Genomic DNA, 18,855 nt, shown 5'->3' on the forward strand with positions numbered 1-18,855 from the left:
TAGCCGCCTCAAGCAGTTTCGCCGCGTGGCCACGCGCTATGACAAGTTGGATGCCCATTTTCTGGCCTTTGTTCATCTTGCCGCAACCGTACTCTGGCTGCGTGACTGTTAACACTTCCTAAAAACTCAGCCGTTATCCGCGAAGCCAGGGTACAGGGTCATACCGCCGTCGGCAAACAGGGTAGTGCCCGTCACGTAGTCCGATTCGTCGGAGGCCAGCCACACGGCTACTTTGCCAATGTCGGCGGGCTCGCCAATGCGGCCGTAGGGAATAAGAGTAAGCAGGCTTTTTTCTTCCTCGGGCGTATCGCGGGCCGATTCGTTGATGGGCGTGGCAATGGCACCCGGCCCAATGCTGTTAACCCGGATACGCTGCGGAGCCAGCTCCTGGGCCATGCTCTTCATCAGCTGCATAATGCCGCCTTTGCTGGTAGCGTAATTCACGTGGCCGGCCCAGGGAATTACCTCGTGCACCGAACTCATGCAGATAATCTTGCCGGTAGCCTTCGATATTTCCGGCTGCGGGCCCCGGCGCACAAACTCTCGGGCCGCCTCCCGGGCACACAGGAATTGCCCCGTCAGGTTCACGTTGATAACGTTCTGCCACTTTTCCAGGGTCATGTCCAGAAAAGGCGAGTCATCCTGAATTCCGGAGTTATTTACCAGAATGTGCAGCGTACCACACTGCCGCCGAATCTCCTCGAACATGGCCAGCACCTCTTCCTCCTTACTCACATCGGCGTGCACGGCGTAGGCTTTACCGCCGGCTTCCTCTATCTTTTTCACCACTTCTGCCGCGCCCTCCGGGCTGCGCGCATAGTTCACAAAAACAGTAGCGCCTTCTGCGGCCAGGGCCTCGGCCACCCCAGAGCCAATGCCGGAGCTACCGCCCGTTACCAGAGCAATTTGGTGTTGTAGTCGCTTAACGGAAGCAGAACTGGCCATACGGGTAGAAAGGTTGGTTTCTCTACCTAGACTACTATTAGTGTTCTTAAGTTACATGAACTTTTGATGAAGTATTGAATATCAAGTATATAGCAAGCAAAACAGCTAAAAATACCTTCTATACGAACACAAAAAAGCCCTGCCGTATCCGACAAGGCTTTGGTGATCCCGCTGGGATTCGAACCCAGGACCCATACATTAAAAGTGTATTGCTCTACCAGCTGAGCTACAGAATCAGTTTCTTTGTAACCAGCGGGCGTTTCTCGCTGATTGTGGCACAAAAGTAGAGGCCCAAACCTAACCGTGCAACTGTTTTGCTGAAAAAAGCCTACCTTTTTTTTCTATTTCTAGCGGTGCTTTCCCAATTCGTTCAGGCCCAAAAAGTTAGTCCGGCTCTTCTGAAGGCCGATTCTTTGTTTCAGTCCGGACAGGTAGAGGAGGCATATCCGCTTTATCGCCAAGCCCGGGAGCAAGATCAGCAACAGTCGGCCCGGCAGCTGCTGCGCATGGCCTACGTGCAGGAGGCACTGGGGCACTATCCGGCGGCTTTGTACTACCTGAGCACGGCGCAGGCCTGGGAACCCCGGCAGGCTACCTGGCGCAAAATGGTAGGTCTGGCACAGGAGCACCGCCTCACCGGCTACCCCGATACCTGGCGGCAAAACCTGCTGATTACGGTGCAGCGCTACTATTACCGGCTGTTGCAGGGGCTACTGATCCTGGCGGTGGGGGGCGGCACCTTGCTGCTTATCCGGCGGCGCACAGCTGACCGGGCCTGGTGGGCTACGTACGCTGCCTACCTAACCGTTGTGGGCGTGTTTCTTAACCTATTAGCTCCGGGCCGGGTTGGGCTGGTAGCCCACCCCCGCGCTCCACTCATGGCCGGGCCCAGTGCAGGCTCGGCCTGGCTGACCACGGCAGCGGCCGGTGACCGGTTTGAGGTGCGGGGCCAGCAGGATATTTGGTTTCGGGTGCAGTGGCAGGGCCGCGACGCTTACATCCGCCGCCCCGATTTGCTGCTGGTGGAATAAGTGGTGCAGCTGTCAGTGGGAAACTTGCGAGTTTGATGTTCAACCTGCGCAGGTGAAGCAGGCAGGGCCTTGCGTTACTGGTGCGGTTCGGAACCCGTTGTGCTGAGTATTCCACGCATCGAGCGGCGACGAAAGACCTTATTAACCCGCGTTGCGGAGTAGCCCCAGCGGGGCGACATATCGGTAGAAAAACCACTTGCCAGAACGATAAAGCCCCAGCGGGGCGACACGCTTACGGCAATGTCGCCCCGCTGGGGCTTGAAAAACAGCCTGGATTCGGTGTTGCTATCGATATATCGCCCCGCTGGGGCTACTTCGCACCCTAGGTTTGTCGCTTCTGAACGCGCTTGTTCTTGCGTAGTAAGGCCCTTTGCAGGCTCAGAACACCAAGCTTCCGCAAGGTAGTGCATCCCCGTATTCACAACTCCACCTTTCACAACTTCGCCTTCACCAGCCGCCGGCGCACCCAGGCGGCCAGCAACGGCACCGCGAATACGCCCACCGTGAGCAGCGTGAGGCCGATTTCGGCGGTTTCGCTGGTGAGGAAGCGGCTGAACGGGTGCGTGGGGGCGTAGTGCTCTACCAGGGAAAGCAGCAGCTTCAGCCCCAATATGCCGATAACCACGAAGGCGGCAGTTTCCAGAAACGGGTATTTGGCCATCAGCAGCACGAATGCCTGCGCCACCAGCCGCATAGCCAAAATGCCGATAAACACGCCCGTGCACACCAGAATCAGGTTATCGGTGAAGGCCACCACGGCGAATACGTTGTCGATGGAGAAGGCCAGGTCCATGAGCTCGATGAGGGCTACGGTGGCCCAAAACTGCCCGAAGGCCCCCAGGGTACGGCGGTAGATCCAACTCTTCTCTTTGTCCACCTCATCATCTGCCTGAGCGCCGCGCTTGGGCAGAAAATAGCTGGCGGCCAGGTACAACAGGTACAAACCACCCAAGGGCTTCAGAAACCAGACCTCCACCAAATAGGAGGCGAACAGCAGGCAGATACCCCGGAACACGTAGGCCCCAATAATGCCGTAGCGCAGGGCTTTCTGACGCTGCTCCTTGGGCAAGTCGCCCACCATAGTAGCCAGTACGGCCGCGTTATCCACGGAGAGCAGACTTTCGATAATGATCAGGTTGCCCACTACCGCCAGGGCCGCCAGCGGGTTGTCCAGAATTTGCTGCAGGTGATGGTTCATGCAGAACAGCGGCCCCTGGCCGGCTTAAAAGTTACAGTACGAAATCAGGCTCCTCCTTGCGGAAGTGGTTCAGCACCAGCTTATCAGCCAGGCCTGGCAGCCACTTATTCAGGAACACAGTAAGCTTGCCCGTGCTAGTGAGCACCAGGTCGCGGCGGCGCTGACGCACGGCCTCCAGCAGATGCTGGGCCACTTCCTCGCTGCTCATCATCTTCTGCTCATCCCGCGGCGACTCCCCCTGCTTGGTGCCATCGGCGGCCAGGGCTACGTTGCGGATGTTGGAGGCCGTAAAGCCCGGGCAGGCCAGCAACACATGCACGCCCTGGGGCAGCAGCTCGGTGCGCAGGGCCTCCAGGAAGCCGTGCATGGCAAACTTGGAGGCCGAGTAGCCGGTGCGGCCGGGCAGCCCCCGATAGCCGGCAATGCTGCTGATGCCTACAATGGAGCCCTTGGCCTGGGTGATATAGGGCAGGGCGAACTTGGTGGTGTACACCGTGCCGAAGAAGTTGGTTTGCATGAGCTGGCGAATTACGTCCAGGCTGGCGTCGCGGAATAGGGCGCGCATGCTGATACCGGCATTGTTGATGAGTACATCCAAGCGGCCAAATGCGGCCAGGGTTTCCTGCACTGCCCGAGCCGAGTCGGCCTCCACGCCCACATCGGCCCGCACGGCGCGGTGCTGAATACCCAGGCGGGCCAGCTCGTGGGCCGTTTCCTGCAGGCGGGCTTCGTCGCGGCCAGTAATAACGATGCGGGCACCGGCCCGACCAAACTCCAGAGCCGTAGCCCGGCCAATGCCGGAGGTACCGCCCGTGATGAGCACAACTTTATCTTTCATGCAAGGGAAAAAACTATCAGGATATTCCGGTTGGGAACACGGCAAAACTACGCGGATTTCGGCAGAGCGCCGGGCAGACTCCCGCATCCGTCGAATTTTGGAGGACTGTAGCACTTGAGGCTGATATATTGAATTCGCAGCCGAGAAAATTGTATTTTGGTTCGCCGTTATTCCCGGAGTTCCTCATTCTCTTTTTCCCTTTAGTGCTTTTCTATGATGCAACCCTTACGCACTCAGTTGGGTGAGAAGATGCGGTACGTTTCCGGCTTACTCAGTTTACTACTACCCCTTTTGGCTTTACAGGCCCGGGCCCAAACCTGCCCGCCGGCAGCGGCGGCCTGCCCCCCCGGCAACGCGCCGGCCGCCAATTACCCGTTTGCCATGGGTATTCTGAACGTGACGCTGGGTGGCATTAACTCTACCACCGCTGGCGTGCAGGAGGGCTACAAAAACTACGCTTGCACGTTGGGAGCTGCGGCCCTCACCGTTGGCATTGATGCGCCCATTTCTATCCGGACCAATAGCAACGCCGACGAAAATGTGCGGGTGTGGGCCGATTTGAACAACGACGGCACTTTCAGCCCCAGCTCCGAATTGGTGTTCAGCTCCAATGCCAAGCGCGTGCACACGGGCACGGTGCGGCTGCCAGCAGGTACCGTTACGGGCGTGGGGCTACGCCTGCGCGTGGCGGCCGACTACGTGAATGCCCCGGTGCCCACGCCCTGCTCCACGCCGCAGTACTCGCAAACCGAGGATTACGCTTTAGTGGCTTCTGCCAGCGCGCAGGCCCCGATAACCGAGTTTACGGCCGACCAGACCCGCACCTGCTCCGGCACCGTGCAGTTTACCGACCAAACCCAGAATGGCCCCAGCAGCTGGCTCTGGAATTTTGGCGACGGCACCACCAGCACCCTGCAAAACCCCAGCCACCGCTACGCCACGCCCGGCACGTTTACCGTAACCCTGACCACCACCAACAGCGTGGGCAGCAGCTCCAAAACCCGCACCGGCTACATTACCTACGATAGTGCCGTGCCAGTGGCCGCCACCTGTACTGCCACCACCTCGGCGTACTGCTGCGGCTACGGTATTACGCGGTTTGCCCTCGGAGGCTTTGTCTCCACCTCAGCCGATGGGCAGGCCGGCTACGAAGACTTTACCTGCACGGGCAAGCTGGAACTGCTGGCCGGAAACCGCTACCCTTTAAGCGTGCTTACCGGTGGCAGCAACCCCCACGATACCCGCGTGTGGCTGGATGTGAATAACAACGGCACCTTTGAAGCCAGTGAGCAGATATTTCAGGCCCTGAACACGAGAAACCCCAGCGGCACCTACACAGTGCCGGTTAATGCCCCGCTCAACCAGCCCCTGCGCCTGCGCGTGGCCGCCGACTTTGTGGGTTCCGGCTTTACGGCCTGCGCGGGCATCCAGTATGGCCAGGCCGAGGACTATACCGTAACGCTGCGCCAGAGTACCCAGCCGCCGGTAGCTGACTTCACCTCCAACTATGTGCCGGGCTCCTGCCAAACCACCGTGCAGTTCACTGATCAGTCGCAGAACCTGCCCACCAGCTGGCGCTGGAACTTTGGCGACGGCACCACCAGCACCCTGCAGAACCCCAGCCATACCTACACCGCAGTTGGCAACTACCAGGTAACCCTAACAGCCACCAACGCCTACGGCACCAACAGCTTTACCAGTGGCACCTCAGTACTGGTAACCATTCCGTGCCGGCAGTATTGCTACGCCACCGGAGACAACACTTCCTTTTGGATTACGAACGTGGCGCTGAACTCTGGGCAAACCACCGTATTCACCAATACTTCTGATGCTGACCCCAACGGCTACGGAAACTATGCCGGCAAGCTCATGACGCTCCGGCTGGGCCAGACCTATACGTTAACGGTAGCCAGCAATACCAATACTCAGCGAATAACCACGGTGTGGCTGGATTGGGACCGGAACGGGGTGTTTGATACCTCGGAGCTTGTTGCCAACCTCATCACCACGAATCCGGGCGTCATCTCAGTACCAGTGCCTAATCAGCAGAATCTGATAGGGTTTACGCGGATGCGCATCATTGCCCGCCTCAATAACAACTCCCCGTACTCCTGCACGGGCATTGTTGCTCAGCCTAATACGGAAATCGAAGATTACAGCGTGCAGGTTGTGTCAACTACTGCCACTCTGGCGGCGCAGGCGCTGCCGGCTCTGTCAGTTTCGCCCAACCCCACCGCTACCGGCGTGGTGGCTTTGCACGTGGCAGATGCCGGTGCGGCCGATACCTACGCGGTGGAAGTGACCAACAGCGTGGGCACCTGCGTGCACCGCAGCACCGTGCGCCTGAGCGCCTCTACTGACGCTTCCCTCAACCTGAGCCATTTACCTCCGGGCCTGTACGTGCTGCGCCTGGCCGGTACCCACGGGCAGACGGCCATCCGGCGCGTGCTGCGCAACTAGCTTCCCTCCAGCTCTGCCTCCCACCAGCTCTGCCGCCGGCCACTCGGCGGCGGGCGCCCTCCCCTACTTTCATTTGTTTATATGCGCACAACTTTACTGCGTACCTGTCTGCTGTTGCTTGTTGGCTTGTTACTAAGCGCCCGGCCAGCGGCAGCCACCCATTTGCTGGGCGGCGAAATGAATTACAAATACCTGGATGCTAAAGGCCCCATCGGGGCGCCTTTCCGCTACCAGGTAACGGTATTGGTGTATCTGAATAAGGAGTTTGGCTCGGCGGCCCCCGATGGGCGGCCCAGCGTGGAAATTACGTTTTATAACAAGTCGCAGAATGGGGCGCGCATCATCAGCACGACAGTTTCCCGCACCAGCTTCGCGGAAATTACCCCGCCTACGCCGGGCGGCTGTACGCTACCTACCAGCCAGCCACCCCGCGTAACGCTGGCCAAGTACGTAACTACCGTGAACCTGCCACTGTCGTTTGATGGGTACTACGCCGTGTACACCGACATAGCCCGCAACAACGACGTAACTAACCTGCAGAGCCCCGGCGCCACCAACATGACGCTGTACATGGATATGGCGCCGCCCCTGCTGCCGAATACCTCCCCCGTATTCTCGGATACGGCCGTGGCCGTTATCTGCCAGGGCGACACCACCATCCTGCTCAACAATGCCTACGATGCTGATGGGGACCGGCTGATTTATTCCTTTGGTACTCCTTACCAGGGCGCTGCGCCCTTCGGCAATTTTACCCCGCCACCGCCGCCCGTTACTTACGCCAGCGGCTACAGCGTAACCAGGCCATTTGGGCCGGCGGCCGGCGGCTATGCGGCCCTGAATGCCAGCACCGGCATCAGCACATACGTGGCTCCCAACCAAGGTAAGTATGTGGTGGCCGTGGATGTGAAGGAGTACCGCACGGTTAACGGCCGTGAAGTGCTGGTAGGCACCACCCGCCGCGACATTCAGTTGGTATCAAGGCCTTGCCAGGCCAACTTGGCCCCGGTATTCACGCCAACCTCGGTGGCTGTGCGGGAATTTACAGTGGAGGAAGGCCGCTCCTTGAACTTTGGAGTTACCTCCACCGACCCCGAGGGAAAATTGTTGACCATGCGAGTAAACAGTGCTCTGCTGGATGGCAGCGGCCCGTTTGATTTCAGCGTGAACGGCAACCAGGGAACTGTGCCGGCCGGCAGCCCCACGGGTAGTGCCACCGTTACGGCCACGGCATCCGTAACGGGCACATTTGTGTTTAATACGCGCTGCGGCAACGCCCGTGCCACGCCTTATGATGTGGTAGTAACTGTGAGCGACAATACCTGCGGCAGCAAAACCATTGCCGGGGTGTACCGCATAACGGTAACGCGGGCGGGCGGCCCCAACCGCATCAACGGCGACACCATCATCTGTGACCGAACGCAGAGCCTGCCCTACACGGCAGCGGGCCCGACGGCTGGCTCCTACCGCTGGACGGTGCGCGGCGGTACTATTCAGGGTTCTGCTACCGGTAACTCCGTACAGGTAATGTGGGGCACCACCGGCACGGGCACCCTCACGGTACGGGGCGTATCCAGCCTGGGCTGCCCCACTGATTCCGTCCAGCGCACCGTGGATATTCGGCCGGCCTCTACGCTGGCTGTCAGCGCCGATGTAAGTATCTGTCCTGGAAGCTCAACTACCCTCACGGCCAGTGGCGGGCAGTTGTACAGCTGGACCAGCAGCAGCGGCCAGACGTTTACGGGAGCCAGCATTACAGTGAGTCCGGCCCAAACTACTGTGTATACCGTGCGTTCTACGGATGGGGTGTGCACGGCTTCCCGGCAGGTAACCGTAACGGTGAACCCGGCGGCCGTAGTCAGCCCCGGGCCAGCGCAAACAGTGTGCTCGGGGGTACCGGTAACGCTGGGCAGCGCGGCACTGGCCGGCTACACGTATCAATGGAGCCCGGCCACCGGCCTAAGCAGCAGCACCGTTGCTCAGCCGGTACTTACTCTCAGCAATACCACCGCGGCCATCCAAACCTACACCTACACGCTCACGGCCACCACGGCCCAAGGCTGCACCGCTACCAGCGCCGTTACCATCACCGTAAACCCCGCTGCCACCGCCAACGCCGGCCCCGACCAGGCCGTGTGTTCAGGCACGCCCGTTACGCTGGGCAGCGCGGCATTGGCCGGCTATACGTATCAATGGAGCCCAGCCACCGGCCTGAGCAGCAGTACCGCGGCTCAACCGGTACTTACCCTCAGCAATACCATGGCTACTACCCAGGTGTTCAGCTACGTAGTAACGGCCACTACGGCGCTGGGCTGCGTAAGCCAGGATACAGTGCGCGTCACTATTTATCCGGCGGCAGCAGCAGCAGCCGGGGCCAACCGCACCGTGTGCTCCGGGGAAACCACGGTGCTGGGCACGGCGGCCGTGGCGGGCTTCCGCTACCAGTGGAGCCCGGCCACCGGCCTGAGCAGCAGCACCGTTGCCCAACCGGTTTTCAGCCAGACCAACACCAGCACCCAACCCCAGACCTACACCTACACGCTCACCGTTACTACGGCCCAGGGCTGCGTGGCCACCAGCACCGTCACCATCCGGGTGAACCCCGCCGCCACCGCCAACGCGGGCCCCGATGCCGCCCTCTGCGACGACAAGCAACTGACGCTGGGCACGGCGGCGCTGGCTGGCTATACCTACCAGTGGAGCCCGGCCGCCAACCTGAGCAGCGCCACGGCTGCCCGCCCGGTGTTCACGGCCCGCAATGCCACCCAAACGCCCCTGGTGCTGACTTACGTGCTAACGGCTACCACGCCCCTGGGCTGCGCCACCCGCGACACGGTGCGGATTACAGTGAACCCTCGGCCATTGCCCGACAGCATTCAGGGTTCGGCCTCGGTGTGCCCCACGGTGCAGGGCGTGCGCTACAACATCCGCAACCCGCGCAACACGGCCTACCAGTGGCTGGTAACCGGCGGCACCATTGCCAGCGGTCAGGGCACCCCGACTATTACCGTGAACTGGGGTCCGGCCACTGCCTCGGCCTCGGTGCGCGCGTTTCAGCTCAACTCCTTCGGGTGTTCGTCGGATACGGTTACGCTGCCCGTGCGGGTAAACCAGCAACTGGCTACGCCCCGGCCCACCGGCCCCGTGCAGGTGTGCCTGGCCGATGGACCGTTTACCTACCAGACGCAATTCACCAATGGCTCGGTGTATGCCTGGCAGATTGTGGGCGGGACGCAGGTAGGCACCAGCCAGGCCTCAGTGCAGGTGCGCTTCACCCGCGTGGGCTTGGCGAAGCTGGTGGTAACGGAATCGAGCAACCCAGCCGGCGGTATCTGCCGGGGCACCAGTGACACGCTGTACGTGAACGTGCTGCCCTCGCCCGCTACTACCCTGGCCATTAGCGGCCCTAGCCGGGTGTGCGCGGGCGCGGGTAATGTGGTTTTCTCCCTGCCAGGGGCGGCTACTTCCTCCTATACCTTCACGCTGAATGGCACTACGGTAGCCGGTACGGGCAACTCGGTGACCATCAATAACCCCGTGGCCAGCGCCACGCCCTATACCGTTACCATCCGGGAAACCACGGCCAGCGGCTGCGTGGGCCAACCCTACACCAAAACCTTTGTGGTAGTGCCGCCCCTGGCCATCAGCGGCCCGGCCAGCTACTGCCCAGAGGCGCGCACCGGCCTGGCCTACACCACCGCGGCTCTTGCCGGCGGCCAATACCAGTGGACGCTCACCGGCGGCACCATCACCGGCGGCCAGGGCACCAATGCCGTGACCATTGATATGCCGGCCGGTACCACCAACGCCACGCTCAGCGTCACGGAAACCACCAGCCAGAGCTGCACTGCCACCTTCACCATCCGTCCGGACAACGCCACGGTGGCCCTGAACACGGCCTCGGTGGATGCTGCCACCCAGGACCGGAGTATTACGCTGGCTCTGCAAGTGCCCAACAACACCGGCAACACCAACCGCGTGCAGGTGCTGCGGCGCGAGGCCGGCAGCACCGGGGCTTACACTCTCGTGGGCAACGTGGCCAACACTGCCGCCTCGTTTACCGATAATGCCGTGGACGCCGACGCCAAAGCCTATCAGTACCAAATCAACCTGACCAATGCCTGCGGCACCGTGCTCAGCAGCCAAACCCACACCACCATCCTTACCCGCGCCACCGCCACCCAGAGCACCGGGGGCCGCGACGTAGGCAAGGTACAAGTGAGCTGGACGGCCTACCAGGGCTTCGCAGTTAAGGAATACCGCGTGAGCCGCGTGGCCGACAACGGCACCGCCGAGTTGGTGGGTACCGTGGCTGGTTCCCAGCTGACGCTGGAGCTGCCCAGCAGCACGGCCGGCTTTGCCCAGTGCTTCCGGGTGCAGGCCCTCAGCACCGAGGCCACGGCCCGCGTTTCCTCGTCCAATGATGCCTGCGTGAGCTTCGATAACAAGCTGGGCTTCTACAACATCATTACCCCCAACGGCGACGGCAAAAACGACGTGCTGTTCATCGACAACGTGGCCCTGTACCCGCGCAACACGCTCACCATCTTCAACCGCTGGGGTAAGCAGGTGTACCAGACCAGCAACTACCGCAACGACTACGGCGGTCAGGAGCAGGGCCAAGGCGTGTACTACTATATGTTTAAGCTGGAAGACGGCACCAGCTACAAGGGGTGGTTTGAAATTGTGCGCTAATTCATACCAGCCATACTAGCCACTCGCAAAAGGCCGTTCGGAATAGCCGGGCGGCCTTTTTACTTGGTCTGTTTCCCATATACGATGCGCTACCTCTGCCTGCTGCTCCTGCTCGTTTCAGTTCCCCAATTTGGGCGTGCTCAGGCCCGGCTCAACCTCAGCTTCGAGCCCGAGGCGAACCGGCACCAGCCCTTCCTGCTCTGGCATACCCGGGTGCCGGCGCTGCCGGCGCGCGTGCTGCGGCTGGATACCCTCACCCCCGCCGCCAGCGGCCGGGGTAGTCTGCTGCTAGATGTAAGCCAGGCCGAGGAGCCCGTGGGCGGGGCCGTGTACACCAGCATTTCGCCCATTGACTCCCTGCGCGGGCACACGGTGACCATCAGCGGGCAGCTCCGCACCCGGAACTTCACCGGCAAGGCCTTTTTGTACGCCCATGCCCAAGCGGCCACAACGGGCGATAACCTGGCCAGCCACGACGACTTCTCCACCCCGGCCCTACCACCCAGCTCGGACTGGCAGCGGGTGCAGATTCAGCTGCCGGTGCCAGCCGGCGCTACCAGTCTGCTGCTGGGGCTGCGGTTTCTGGGCCAGGGGCGCGTGTGGCTGGATGATGTGCGGGTAGAATGGGACTCCGGCCAACGCTACCCCGACCAGCTGCTGCCCGGCACCGAGCCCCTGGTACTCAGCGCCGCCGCCCGCCAGCCCAACTGGGACTTTGAGCGCCGCCCCGCCGCCCTACCCGACCCACGCTACCGTACCCAGCCCGATTCAGCAACTCCCACGCACGGCCGCTACAGTCTGCGGCTGGAACCCACCCGTACAGGTATTCCCACCTACGCCTACCTCGGCCAGACCCCGCTGGACTCCAGCCTGCGGGGCAAAACGCTGGTGGTGCAGGGGCAGTTACGATACGCGGCAGCTACGTCCGTGCCTGCTCTATATTACACCCTACTGGCCGAAAGCAATGGCCCGGAAGGCCGACGCGGAGCCCGGGGCCCGTTGCAGGAGCTGCCCTTAACTACCGCCGCCCAACCTGGCACCGGCTGGCAGCCGTTTCGGGTGGAAGTGCCGACCACCTGGAACGCCTACTATACGCAGCTGGTACTGGGGCTGCGCCTGGCGGGCCCGGGGCCGGTGTGGGTAGATAACGTGCAGCTGCTGGTAAATGGCAAGCCCTACGCTCCGCCCCCCGACCCCGCCGCCCCAACCTTGCCCACGGCCGCCGAGCTGGCCTGGCTCCGGCAGGCCGCCGTGCCGTTGCGCACCGCCCTGCCCGATGCCGGCGACAACAAAGACCTGGCCGCCCTGGGCACGCTGGTTGGCAAGACCCAGGTTATCGGATTAGGCGAAACAACCTACGGCTCCCGCGAAATTGCCCAGCTGCGCCACCGCCTGCTCCGCTACCTCATCGAGCAGAAAGGCCTGCGCACGGTAGCCCTGGAAGCCGATGCCGCCGCCTGCCTCGCCCTGAACGATTACCTGCAAACCGGCCAGGGCAACCCGCGCCAGCTGGTGCAGGCGCTGGGCTCCTACAACTCCCCCGAAACCCTGGCCTTGGTGCAGTGGCTGCGCACCTGCAATGAGCGCGCCACCACCAAAGTGCAGGTGTGGGGGCTGGAGTGCCGGCAGCCAGCGGCCCTCACGGCGTATCTGCGGGAGATGCTGCCCGAACGCGCCACCACTTTACGCGCCCGCCTGGATGAGCTGGGCCGTCAGCTGCAACAGCTGCCCGCCGCCGAAATCCGCCTCAACCCCTTCACCGAACCCGGCAAAACCGCTGCGCAGCTCACGGCCGCGCGGGCTGCCGTGCACCAGATCCGCACGGTCCTGGAGGAGCAAAACCGCCTCAGCGGCAGCCTGCTTTTGCCCGAAGCCGCTCTGCAACGCCAGCTGCTGGTGCTGCTGGAGCAGTTTGCCGGCCAGCACACCCTCGACTCCGACCTGACTGCCACCTACCGCGCCAATACCCTGGCCGAAAACATTTATTGGCTGCACCAGCAGGCTCCCGATGGCCGACTGGCGGTACTGGCCCACAACTCGGTGCTGGCCGCCACCAATGGCACCGGCCAGCGGCTGCGGGCCACCTACGGCCCCGACTACGTGGCCCTGGGCACGGCCTTCAACGCCGGTAGTTTCCGCACGGAAATCCGGGCCGAAAACGGCAGCACGAGTTTCCGCCCGGCCGTAGCGGCGGCCGCGGAGCCGGGCAGCTACGAGTACTATTTCCAGGCGGCCCGCCTCCCACTCACCTACCTCAACCTGCGCACCGCAAGCCTCACGGCCGGCACCCAATGGCTGCACCAGAACCTGTTGCTCCGCGACGTGGGCTACGCGCTGCCAACAACGCAGTTTCTGCGCCACGACCTGCGCCGGGAGTTTGACGCCCTCCTGTTCCTGCCCACCACCACCGCCCTCCAGCCGTTACCCTAGCTGTTAATGTTTTCGTCACAACCTTCGGGGCATTCGACAAGACTCCCGGCCCCTTCGACACGACCTCCGGATCCTTCGTCACGACTCTCGGCACCTTCGTCATGACCTCCGGACCGTCCCCAACGATTCCCAGACCGTCCCAAACAACCTCCAAGCCTTCCCCAACAACTTCCGGACCGCCGCCAATGCCCCGGACAATCGTCCACAAAATCCGTGGAATCCGTGGAAAAATCCGTGTAATCAGTGATTAGCTTTGCACCTGTGAGAAAATCCGTTAAAAACATCCCGGCGGAACTGCTCCGCGAAGTCGAAATCACCGACATGGTGGCCGAGGGCAAGTGCCTGGTGCGCCGCGAGAACCTGGTCATTTTTGTAACGCAAGTGGCCCCCGGCGACGTGGTGGATCTGCGCGTGACCAAGGCCAAAAAGAACTTCCTGGAAGCCGTGCCCACGCACTTCCACAAATACTCCGAGTTGCGCGTGCAGCCGTTCTGCGAGCATTTCGGCACCTGCGGGGGCTGTAAGTGGCAGCACCTGGGCTACGAAACCCAGCTCCAGTTCAAGCACCAGCAGGTGGCCGACACGTTGCAGCGCATCGGCAAGGTGGCCCTGCCCGAAATCCTGCCCATTCAGCCTTCCCCCGACCAGACGTACTACCGCAACAAGCTGGAGTACACCTTCAGCCACAACGGCTGGCTGACCAATGAGCAGATTGCCAGCGGCCACGACTACGAGCGGCGCGTACTGGGCTTCCACACGCCCGGCCGCTTCGACAAGATTCTCGACATCAACCACTGCTGGCTGCAGCCCGACCCCAGCAACCAGATTCGGCTGGCTGTGCGCGACTACGCCCTGGAGCACGAGCTGCCCTTCAACAACCTCGTGACCCAGGAAGGCTTCCTGCGCAACCTCATCATCCGCACGGCCAACACCGGCGACCTGATGGTGATTCTGCAGTGCTACTACGCCCACGACGCGCTGTTTCCGCTGCTGGATTTCCTGCACGAGCGGTTCCCGCAAATCACCTCCCTCAACTACGTGCTCAACGACAAGGGCAACGAAACCTTCCACGACCTGGAGGTGGTGTGCTATAAGGGCGAGCCGCACATTCACGAGGAAATGGAAGGCCTGCGCTTCCGCGTCGGGCCGAAATCCTTCTACCAGACCAACTCCGAAGGCGCCTTCAACCTCTATAAAATCACCCGCGACTTCGCCCAGCTCACCGGCTCGGAGCTGGTGTATGACCTCTACACCGGTGCCGGCACCATCGCCAACTTCGTGGCCCGCCAGGCCCGGCACGTCGTGGGCGTGGAGTATGTGGAATCGGCCGTGAAGGACGCCTACATCAACTCCGAAATCAACGGCACCACCAACACCGAGTTCTACGCCGGCGACATGAAGGACGTGCTCAACGCCGAGTTCATTGCCAAGCACGGCCGCCCCGACGTGGTCATCACCGACCCGCCCCGCGCCGGCATGCACCCCGACGTAGTGGCCCGCCTCCTCGAAATGCGTGCCCCCCGCATCGTGTACGTCAGCTGCAACCCCGGCACCCAGGCCCGCGACCTGGAGTTGCTCGATGAAGCCTACCAAGTGGTAAAAGTACAGCCCGTAGACATGTTCCCCCACACCCACCACGTGGAGAATGTGGTGTTGCTGGAGTTGAAGTAGAATAACTATGCCAGCCTTATTGCAACACAGCTTTTGGTGCTGGAAACATAAGTTACCGGGAATACTGCAGCTACTCTCCTTGCTTTCTGGTTATTCGTATTCAGAAACAGATGCTGACGCAGTGAACTACAATGTGCACCTTACCAATAGTCATACGAACAAGTTATTACGGTATGATCTTTCGGGCGCAAACGGGCAATGCCAGATAGAACTTGCCTTAGACGAGGATGATCAGGACATTGTGTTTATCACGACAACGGCTGCAGACGTGTTGCAAGAGCGAATTCTGTTCCTTGCACAGTTACAAGGAGTGTTAAGAACACTAGAAATAGACTTCACTTAATGGACTACACCAACGACCCTGAACTGAACGGCAAATACCTCGGCACCATCACCAAGGACTTTGCTACCGTTTCCGATACGCTGAGCGAGGCCTCCTCGCAGATCCGCAAGCGGGATATTTCCAAGTATCCCATTTTCGTGTTTGCCCGCCAGGAAGTGCCGCTGGGCGGCCTGCTCATCAACGCCGATGAGCTGAACCTGGAGTGGCACGTCTTTGCCAGCTACCTGGAGCTGTTTGTGCAGCAGGGCATCGTGGGCCAGGACGGCATCGAAGCCTTCCAAAGCACCTACCGCGACCCGAACGAGTACTGCTGCCTGTTCGTGCTGGACGAGGAGTTCACCAACTTCGTGTATATCCCCTACCCAGAGGATTAGTTGATGTATAAAGTAGCTATCTACACGTTGCTGTTATTTGCTGTAGTTTCACTGGTCACAGCTTCGTTACACAGCACATCAGATGGCTATGACCTCATTGGGTTTCCCTTTCTATTCTACTCCAGCACTAGCGGCAAATGCAACGATTGTAACAATTGGTTTCGGCCTGTAATGGCCTTTCTTGATCTAGTCTGCTGCCTTCCATTTGCTCTGTTGATAGACCTGCTAATTAAGCCGACACTTCGCTCCAAAAACAAACGGCGCTGATATTATATCAGCGCCGTTTGTTTTTGACTTCCATTATCTGCCACTACTCGAAATGGTTGAACCCCTGGGCGCGCAGCGGAATGGGCTGGCCGGCTTTGGTGATGAGGTTGGCGCCTTCGCTCTTGTCCACCATGTGGCCGATGATGGTGATATCGGGGTGGTTCTTGATTTTATCGTGGTCTGACAGGGGCACCGTGAACAGCAGCTCGTAGTCTTCGCCGCCGTTGAGCGTGCACATAATGGGGTCGAGGTTGAACTCCTCGGCCACTTCCAGCGTGGGGTTGGCAATGGGCAGGTTCTCGGTGAACACGCGGGCCCCCGTGCCGCTGGCCTGGCACAGGTGCAGCACTTCGGAAGCCAGCCCGTCGGAAATATCAATCATGCTGGTGGGCACCACGCCCAGGTCGCGTAGCTCGTGCACCACGTCCATGCGGGCCTCGGGGCGGAGCTGGCGCTGCAGCACGTAGGGGTATTTGCCGAGTTCGGGCTGGGTGTCGGGGTCGGCCTGCCAGGCTTGCTTTTCGCGCTCCAGCACCTGCAGGCCCAGGTAGGCCCCGCCCAGGTCGCCCGTTACGCAGAGCAGGTCGTTGGGACCGGCCCCGCTGCGGCGCACGGCTTTGCCGGCCTCGGCCAGACCCAGGGCTGTAATGCCGATGGTGAGGCCGCTGCGGCTGCCGGTGGTGTCGCCGCCTACAACGTCCACGTTGTAGGCCTCGCAGGCCAGCCGGATACCTTCGTAGAGTTCCTCCACCGCTTCTACCGAGAAGCGCGAGGGCACACTCAGGGCCACCACGATTTGCGTGGGCAGGGCGTTCATGGCGGCTACGTCCGATACGTTGACGGCCACGGCTTTGTAGCCCAGGTGCTTGAGCGGGCAGAACGTGAGGTCGAAGTGCACACCTTCCACCAGCAGATCGGTGCTGATGACCAGCTCCTGTCCGGCCGGGGGCGCGAGAATGGCCGCGTCGTCGCCGATGCCAAGGATGGTGCTGGGCTGGTTGAGGTGCACGGTTTCCTGAATCCGGCGAATGAGGCCAAATTCTCCTACTTTATCTAAAGGCGTCATATACTCACGGGTTTTGCTGATTACGCGGATTGCGCAGATTTCTTGCCCGACTGTGCAGGCAGAGCAAAGGTACGAACAGCACACCGCTCGGGGGTACAGGTACTACCGGTTGCTTCAGCCACGCATAGCCACTGAAAAACAACAACGCCCGCGACAAGTCGCGGGCGTTGTTGTTTTTGGGGACTGCACGGAAAAAATCCGTGCAATCTGCGTAACCAGCAAAATCTGCTAATTACTTCACCATCAGCTCTTTGTATACCTTCAGCTGGCCATCCTGCGACACAAACTGCACGAAGTACAGGCCGGGCGTGAGGCCCGAAACGTTCAGGGTGAGGATTTCCTCGCTCAGGCCGCGGGGCTGAGCGGTGATGCGCTGGCCCAGGCTGTTCAGTACCGTTACCGAGCCTACTTTAGCCCCTTTAATCTGTACGAATGCCTGACCGTTGGCCGGGTTCGGGAACACGCTGATGGAGGAGTTGAACTTCTCCAGCGTCTTCAGCGGGGCATAGCTGCCGTAAGGGCCGCTGTACTCATGTGCACCCAGGCGGGCGTAGCTCTGCGCGGCGGGGTCCAGCGTATTATTGGGGAAAGCAGTAGAGTAGGACTCCCACTCAGTGGCAATATTAAACCCGGTACGGGCCGTTGAAGTACCACCCTGAGGCTCCGGGTTGGTGCGGACGCCAGTAGAAACCGTTTCCCGGCGAACCAACGACTGGTTTGCGGAAGTAACAGCCGTGCCGGCGGCATCCTGCGCCGACCAGGAAGTACCCGGATCCTGACCGATTACGCCGAATATGTCTACCAGAATGGGCGTACCCAGCCCGGCCGAAGCCCCGGTCCAACGTACTAGCGCCATGGCGTCGTTGCCGCTGAAATAAGCCGCACCACCGAACGTCAACACCGAGTTGGTGGCGTCAGGAGCGGTTTGATACGGGGCACAAAGCTGGTCGGCTTCATTCAGAATTTTGGTCAGCGTTGCCTGCCCGCAGGCGTACACAAATACGTCAGCCGAGTTGAGCACGTTGGAGCCCGTGGTGCGCTTCAATTTCTCCTCCTGGAAGGGCGTGGTAGCGCCGTTCGAGTAGCGACGGATAGAGTAGGAATTTAGGTTGACGGGCCCGAGCGTAGGGTTGAACACCTCCATAGCCCGCTCGTTGCCGGTAGAAGTAGAAATGCCGCCGTTGTAGCTGGTGCCCGTCTGGTGCGCGCCCTCATCGTACTCCGAAAAGAATAGTTCAGTTCCTTGACCAAATGAGGTGGTAGTGGCGGCCAGCAATAAGGCCGAGGCCAGAATGTAGTTCTTTTTCATGCAGTTGAGGTTGAAAAGGTGTGGATGAACCGACCGCAAAGATAGGGCAATTGCGGCCGCCTTGGACAATACAAAGTCAGGAAAAAAGCATGCCTTCATGGTCGAGCTTACTAGGAAGTGTTAACAGTCACGCAGCCAGAGTACGGTTGCGGCAAGATGAACAAAGGCCAGAAAATGGGCATCCAACTTGTCATAGCGCGTGGCCACGCGGCGAAACTGCTTGAGGCGGCT

The 18,855-nt window shown here is 60.8% G+C and carries 11 protein-coding genes, 1 tRNA gene and 2 pseudogenes; 7 read left to right on the forward strand and 7 right to left on the reverse strand.

Features of this window, described 5'->3' with window-relative positions:
- Positions 1-112: pseudogene (locus tag ROI90_RS20830) on the forward strand (IS5/IS1182 family transposase); the annotation flags it as partial.
- Between the two features lie 14 nt (positions 113-126).
- On the opposite strand, the gene ROI90_RS20835 reads toward ROI90_RS20830, so the two are convergent.
- Both ROI90_RS20835 and ROI90_RS20840 read right to left on the reverse strand, forming a co-directional pair.
- Positions 127-945: a glucose 1-dehydrogenase gene (locus ROI90_RS20835; RefSeq protein ID WP_316000217.1), complete on the reverse strand. Its 819-nt coding sequence runs from the start codon at positions 943-945 to the stop codon at positions 127-129.
- A gap of 160 nt (positions 946-1,105) precedes the next feature.
- A tRNA-Lys gene (locus ROI90_RS20840) sits at positions 1,106-1,181 on the reverse strand.
- A gap of 177 nt (positions 1,182-1,358) precedes the next feature.
- Here ROI90_RS20840 and ROI90_RS20845 point away from each other — a divergent pair.
- Entirely contained in the window at positions 1,359-1,976 is a 618-nt protein-coding gene (locus tag ROI90_RS20845) for a hypothetical protein (RefSeq protein WP_316000218.1), read from the forward strand.
- A 433-nt stretch (positions 1,977-2,409) separates the two neighbouring features.
- Here the strand turns inward: ROI90_RS20845 and ROI90_RS20850 are convergent, their stop codons facing one another.
- Complete coding sequence (locus ROI90_RS20850; RefSeq protein WP_316000219.1) at positions 2,410-3,174, reverse strand: TerC family protein; 765 nt, start codon at positions 3,172-3,174, stop codon at positions 2,410-2,412.
- A gap of 31 nt (positions 3,175-3,205) precedes the next feature.
- Positions 3,206-4,012 carry an SDR family oxidoreductase gene (locus ROI90_RS20855; RefSeq protein ID WP_316000220.1) on the reverse strand — a complete coding sequence of 269 codons (807 nt, stop codon included), beginning with the start codon at positions 4,010-4,012 and terminating at the stop codon, positions 3,206-3,208.
- A gap of 213 nt (positions 4,013-4,225) precedes the next feature.
- Between ROI90_RS20855 and ROI90_RS20860 the strand changes: the two genes are divergently transcribed.
- The 5 genes from ROI90_RS20860 (at position 4,226) to ROI90_RS20880 (ending at position 15,982) form a co-directional block, all read left to right on the forward strand.
- Positions 4,226-6,472 (forward strand): GEVED domain-containing protein, encoded by a 2,247-nt coding sequence (locus ROI90_RS20860; protein WP_316000221.1) that lies wholly within the window; start codon positions 4,226-4,228, stop codon positions 6,470-6,472.
- Between the two features lie 81 nt (positions 6,473-6,553).
- Entirely contained in the window at positions 6,554-11,164 is a 4,611-nt protein-coding gene (locus ROI90_RS20865) for a T9SS type B sorting domain-containing protein (protein ID WP_316000222.1), read from the forward strand.
- Between the two features lie 84 nt (positions 11,165-11,248).
- On the forward strand, positions 11,249-13,594 hold the full coding sequence (locus ROI90_RS20870) for an erythromycin esterase family protein (protein ID WP_316000223.1): 2,346 nt from the start codon (positions 11,249-11,251) through the stop codon (positions 13,592-13,594).
- Between the two features lie 261 nt (positions 13,595-13,855).
- Positions 13,856-15,265 carry a 23S rRNA (uracil(1939)-C(5))-methyltransferase RlmD gene (rlmD, locus tag ROI90_RS20875; protein ID WP_380230183.1) on the forward strand — a complete coding sequence of 470 codons (1,410 nt, stop codon included), beginning with the start codon at positions 13,856-13,858 and terminating at the stop codon, positions 15,263-15,265.
- Between the two features lie 342 nt (positions 15,266-15,607).
- Positions 15,608-15,982 carry a hypothetical protein gene (locus ROI90_RS20880; RefSeq protein ID WP_190785279.1) on the forward strand — a complete coding sequence of 125 codons (375 nt, stop codon included), beginning with the start codon at positions 15,608-15,610 and terminating at the stop codon, positions 15,980-15,982.
- 310 nt (positions 15,983-16,292) lie between these two features.
- Here the strand turns inward: ROI90_RS20880 and thiL are convergent, their stop codons facing one another.
- The 3 genes and pseudogenes from thiL to ROI90_RS20895 all read right to left on the reverse strand — a co-directional run.
- A complete protein-coding gene (gene thiL, locus ROI90_RS20885) occupies positions 16,293-17,315 on the reverse strand; it encodes a thiamine-phosphate kinase (RefSeq protein WP_316000224.1) in 1,023 nt (340 codons plus the stop codon).
- 232 nt (positions 17,316-17,547) lie between these two features.
- The gene (locus tag ROI90_RS20890; protein WP_316000225.1) at positions 17,548-18,624 is read right to left on the reverse strand and encodes a T9SS type A sorting domain-containing protein; all 1,077 of its coding nucleotides are present in this window, start codon (positions 18,622-18,624) and stop codon (positions 17,548-17,550) included.
- A gap of 120 nt (positions 18,625-18,744) precedes the next feature.
- Positions 18,745-18,855: pseudogene (locus tag ROI90_RS20895) on the reverse strand (IS5/IS1182 family transposase); the annotation flags it as partial.

It is taken from the genome of Hymenobacter endophyticus (assembly GCF_032464715.1).
In the GTDB taxonomy this organism is placed as follows: Bacteria; Bacteroidota; Bacteroidia; order Cytophagales; family Hymenobacteraceae; genus Hymenobacter; species Hymenobacter endophyticus.